This is a genomic window from Psychrobacter sp. (assembly GCF_035469765.1).
In the GTDB taxonomy this organism is placed as follows: Bacteria; Pseudomonadota; Gammaproteobacteria; order Pseudomonadales; family Moraxellaceae; genus Psychrobacter.
On sequence record NZ_DATIRM010000011.1, the window covers coordinates 1 to 4,779 of the forward strand.

3 protein-coding genes are annotated in these 4,779 nt (G+C 43.9%); 2 read left to right on the forward strand and 1 reads right to left on the reverse strand.

Features of this window, described 5'->3' with window-relative positions:
* On the reverse strand, positions 1-1,895 hold a 1,895-nt coding region (gene uvrA / locus VLN09_RS00240), incomplete at its 3' end, for an excinuclease ABC subunit UvrA (RefSeq protein ID WP_325242961.1).
* A gap of 587 nt (positions 1,896-2,482) precedes the next feature.
* Between uvrA and VLN09_RS00245 the strand changes: the two genes are divergently transcribed.
* A complete protein-coding gene (locus VLN09_RS00245; protein WP_325242963.1) occupies positions 2,483-3,847 on the forward strand; it encodes an MFS transporter in 1,365 nt (454 codons plus the stop codon).
* A 108-nt stretch (positions 3,848-3,955) separates the two neighbouring features.
* Positions 3,956-4,615: a single-stranded DNA-binding protein gene (ssb, locus tag VLN09_RS00250; protein ID WP_325242965.1), complete on the forward strand. Its 660-nt coding sequence runs from the start codon at positions 3,956-3,958 to the stop codon at positions 4,613-4,615.
* Positions 4,616-4,779: the final 164 nt, after the last annotated feature.

Consider the following 4,779-nt stretch of genomic DNA (forward strand, 5'->3'; position numbering starts at 1 on the left):
GTCATTGGCACTTGTTTAGGCTTAGCTTTACCTTTAACTTCCATATCGATCGTTTTGGCCTTATGACGAATGCTTGGAATCTCGATTCTTTTCTTACCAGACATATATTGTCCAGTCAGTGATTCTTTATTCGCCATAATGTCGTCGACTGTGCCTTGAGCGATGATATGACCGCCATGTACACCTGCGCCGACACCGATATCGATGACGTGATCCGCTTGGCGAATGGCATCTTCATCATGCTCGACGACCAGTACGGTATTGCCCAAATCACGCAAGCGCGTTAGGGTCTTGAGCAAGCGATCGTTATCACGTTGATGTAGACCGATTGATGGCTCATCAAGGACATACATCACACCCATCAGACCTGCACCGATTTGGCTGGCAAGACGAATACGCTGTGCTTCACCGCCTGATAGTGTTTCAGCAGATCGTGCGAGTGACAGATAATCAAGACCGACACTAACTAGGAAGTTTAGTCGCTCGTTAATCTCTTTAAAGATTTTTTCGGCGACTTCACCTTTATGACCGCCAATTTTGATCGTTTTATAATAGTCAGCCGCGTCACCGATAGACAGTTTGACGATTTGAGCGATGGTTTGATCGTCAACGCGGACGTTGCGTGAAATTTCATTCAAACGCGCGCCATCGCAGACATTACAAGTAGTGTCAGCCAGATATTTCGCCAGCTCGTCACGTACGAGATTGCTTTGGGTTTTAGCATAACGACGTTCTAAATAAGGTAACACACCTTCAAATGGTACGGTTTTATTGGTTTTACGACCGCGCTCATCAGTAAAGTTAAAGGTGAGCTTCTCTTTACCTGACCCTTGCATGATAAGGTCTTGCTGTTCTTTTGGCAGCTCTTGCCACGGCGCATCCATATCGATTTTAAAATGATTGCAAACGGTAGAAAGCAGACCAAAGTAATAGGCGTGACGTTTATCCCAACCATTAATTGCGCCTTGATTGAGTGACTTTTCATGATGGGTAATTAGCTTTTCGGCAGAGAAATATTGACGTTTACCGAGACCATCACAGCTTGGGCAGGCACCATACGGATTGTTAAAACTGAACATACGCGGTTCAAGCTCAGAGACCGCACGATCACAGACAGGGCAGGAGTGCTTGGCTGACATGACTTGGTTTTCATCGCCGCCTTCTTTTGGATTGCCATCCATAAAGTGTAGCGTAACCAAACCTTGACCTAAACGCAGAGCAGTCTCTAAGCTTTCAGCGACACGGTTACCCAAATCATCACGGACTTTAAATCGATCGACTACCACTTCGATGGTATGCTTTTTCTTTTTATCGAGTGTTGGTAGCTCATCAGTATCGTAGACATCACCATTAACACGCACGCGCACAAAGCCTTGACCAATTAGCTGTTCAAGCAAGACGGTATGCTCACCTTTACGCTCACGAATGACAGGTGCCAAAATCATAATCTTCGTGTCATCTGGTAACGCCATGACTTGATCGACCATCTCAGTCACCGACTGCGCAACCATTGGCTCGCCATGCTCTGGGCAGTAAGGTGTACCAATGCGCGCATACAGCAGCCGCAAATAGTCATAAATCTCAGTAATCGTACCGACGGTTGAGCGTGGGTTATGGTTGGTCGATTTTTGCTCAATAGCAATCGCTGGCGACAAGCCCTCAATACTATCGACGTCGGGCTTTTCCATTTGTGAAAGGAACTGACGTGCATAAGCCGATAAGCTCTCGACATAACGACGTTGCCCTTCGGCATAAAGGGTATCGAATGCCAATGACGATTTACCAGAGCCTGACAAACCCGTAATAACGACAAATTTATCTCGTGGAATGTCTAAATCGATATTTTTTAGATTATGAGTGCGTGCGCCGCGAACCTTAATATACTCGTGTGCCATCGGTGATAGGTTTCCTATTTGCTAAAATGGTATTTTCAAAAAAATTAAAAGGGTCAGTCAATATGAGTTAAGTGATTCATTGAAAGCGTAGATAATTTTAAAAATGCTATTCAAATTAATATGGCTTTATAAAAATATGCAGCTTTCATAAAGCGATAGTAATGGCTGTCTATTTTAGATCATGCCTTTAATACTTGAAATGGATAAAGGTAATCTAAATAAAGGTTAACTAATATGAGTGGTTTGTTATAGATTTAGCCGAGCAACGTCGTTTTGTAAAAAGATTTATTATGAAGTTTTTTCAGACAACAACGTTCTCAACGTTTTACTTTATTGTCATGATAGCCGCATTATTCAAGGTGTGATGACCGATGAGATGCACTTGGTAACAAAATTATTGCGTAAAATGAATGGCTTAAGTCAGTGTCCACTATGATGCTGAAGTAGGAGGGCAAAAGTCTCGGCAAGCAAACGGCGAATGTCTTATACTAGTGAGCTTAATTTGTAGGCTAAACCCTTGATACAGTCGTAATAATACAAGCAGAGCTGCCGTGATAAACCAGCAATGATGAACCAGTGAGGCAAGTATGAATAGCGTAGAAAAACGGGCAATCCTCGGGGTCGGTGGCATCTTTGCCTTGCGGATGATTGGTTTGTTTATGATTGTGCCAGTATTTTCTGTGTATGGTGATAATTATACGCATGCGACGCCGTTTTTGATTGGTTTGGCGGTTGGTATTTATGGGCTAGGGCAGGCGATATTTCAGATCCCGATGAGCCTTGCCGCTGATAAATTTCCACGTAAGCCGATTATATTTTTAGGTCTTATCTTATTTGCCCTCGGCGGTATTATTGCCGCCAATGCCACGGATATTTATGAGGTCATTATTGGTCGGGCGCTGGCAGGCAGTGGTGCGGTTTCTGCGGTATTAATGGCGCTACTCGCTGATGTGACGCGCGAAGAAATGCGCACCAAAGCGATGGCCACCATGGGTTTGACCATTGCGACTTCCATCATGCTTGCTTTTGCTTTCGGTCCGCTATTGGTCGGTTCGCTTGGTATTTCAGGATTGTTTTGGCTGACTGCAGGCTTTGCAGTTTTGGCGATGCTATTATTACTGTTTGTGCCGACGCCGCTACGGGTGCTAAAGCACAATTTGGACAACAAATCGATTGGTCAGCAGTTAGCGACCGTGCTAAAAATTGGTGATCTAAATCGCTTGCATATTGGCATCTTTGCCTTGCATCTGACTATGACAGCTATTTTTGTCATTTTACCGCATCAGCTTAATGATGTGATGGGACTGTCGGTACGTCAGCAAGGTTTGGTATATTTGCCTTTATTGTTTATCGGTTTTGCCGTCGCGATACCCTTTATTATCATTGCTGAAAAGAAGCGCAAAATGCGTCAAGTATTTTTGGGCGCGATTGCGTTAATGACCGTTTCCTTAGCGTTATTAGCTATTGGCAGTCAGGTTGGCGTTGGTATCATATTGGGCTTATTGCTCTATTTTATGGGCTTTAACTTACTTGAAGCAACGATTCCTTCGTGGATATCGAAGCGCGCACCAGTCGCCAATAAAGCCACCGCGATGGGGTTGAATTCATCGAGTCAGTTCTTTGGCGCATTTGTTGGTGGGGCGATGGGTGGCTTGTTATTAACGCAATCTAATCTGCTGGCATGGGGCATTCTAGCTGTCATTATGGGGGTTGCGTTACTGCTTATTATCCCGATTGCCGATCCACCATATTTATCGAGCACGACTGTGACGATACCAAAGAATATCGATATTCAGGACTGGTCACGGCAAATGCTGGCAGTAGATGGTGTTGATGAGCTGGTGGTCATGGCTAAAGAGCAAGTAGCTTATTTAAAATTAGATAAGACGCAACTCACAGATTTGTCGCGACAAGAGCTGTCGCATTTAGCCCAAAGCCCTCTAGATATTTAACAGAAAAATGGTTAAAGTAAAAGTATATTAGTGCTAAGATTGAGGCTTTACGTTAAAGACTCGATTAAAGCTGGTAATAAAATTATTCATAAGTGAAAGGACGATATCATGCGCGGTGTTAATAAAGTTATCATCATCGGTAACCTCGGTGCAGACCCTGAGGCACGTCAATTTAATAACGGCGGTAGCGTGACCAATATCTCGGTTGCGACGTCAGAGCAGTGGACAGACAAGCAAAGCGGTGAAAAAAGAGAAGCAACGGAATGGCATCGTATTTCATTGTTCAATCGCTTGGGCGAAATCGCGGCGCAGTATCTGCGTAAAGGTAGTAAAGTATATATCGAAGGCAGCCTTCGTACGCGTAAATATCAAGATCCCAATGGACAAGATCGTTATATTACCGAGATTCGTGCTGAACAAATGCAAATGCTAGATGGTGCGACTGGTGGTAGTAATGATGCCGGTGGTGGCTTTGGTAGCAATAACCAAGGTGGTCAAAGCAACCAAGGTGGTTATGGTAATCAGGGCGGCGGATTTAGTAACCAAGGTGGCCAGAACGATTATGGTCAGCAAGCAAACAATCAGCCAGCTCAACAAGGTGGTTATAACCAAAGTGGCGGTGCGTCACAGGGTGGTCATCAAAATAGCTTTAACAATCAGAACACGCCCGCTCAGCAGAATCAATTTAATAAACCGACTCAAGCACCAGCGCAGTCGAAGCCTACAGCTATGCCAGATGGCCCTGTAGACGATGACATTCCGTTCTAAATCATACAATAATGTAAAGAAATAACTAAAAAGCCTTGCTAACGCAAGGCTTTTTAGTATGTATAGATAATGAAAGTGTAAAGAATAATTTATATATAGTCAGGGAAAAGCAATATCGATACATAACGTACTGCTGATATCAATTTTTCTTGCTTGCTGTGCCT

Coding starts and splice junctions, on each gene's coding strand:
- VLN09_RS00245 (WP_325242963.1), top strand. CDS start 2,483: ATGAATAGCGTAGAAAAACGGGCAATCCTCGGGGTCGGTGGCATCTTT.
- ssb (WP_325242965.1), top strand. CDS start 3,956: ATGCGCGGTGTTAATAAAGTTATCATCATCGGTAACCTCGGTGCAGAC.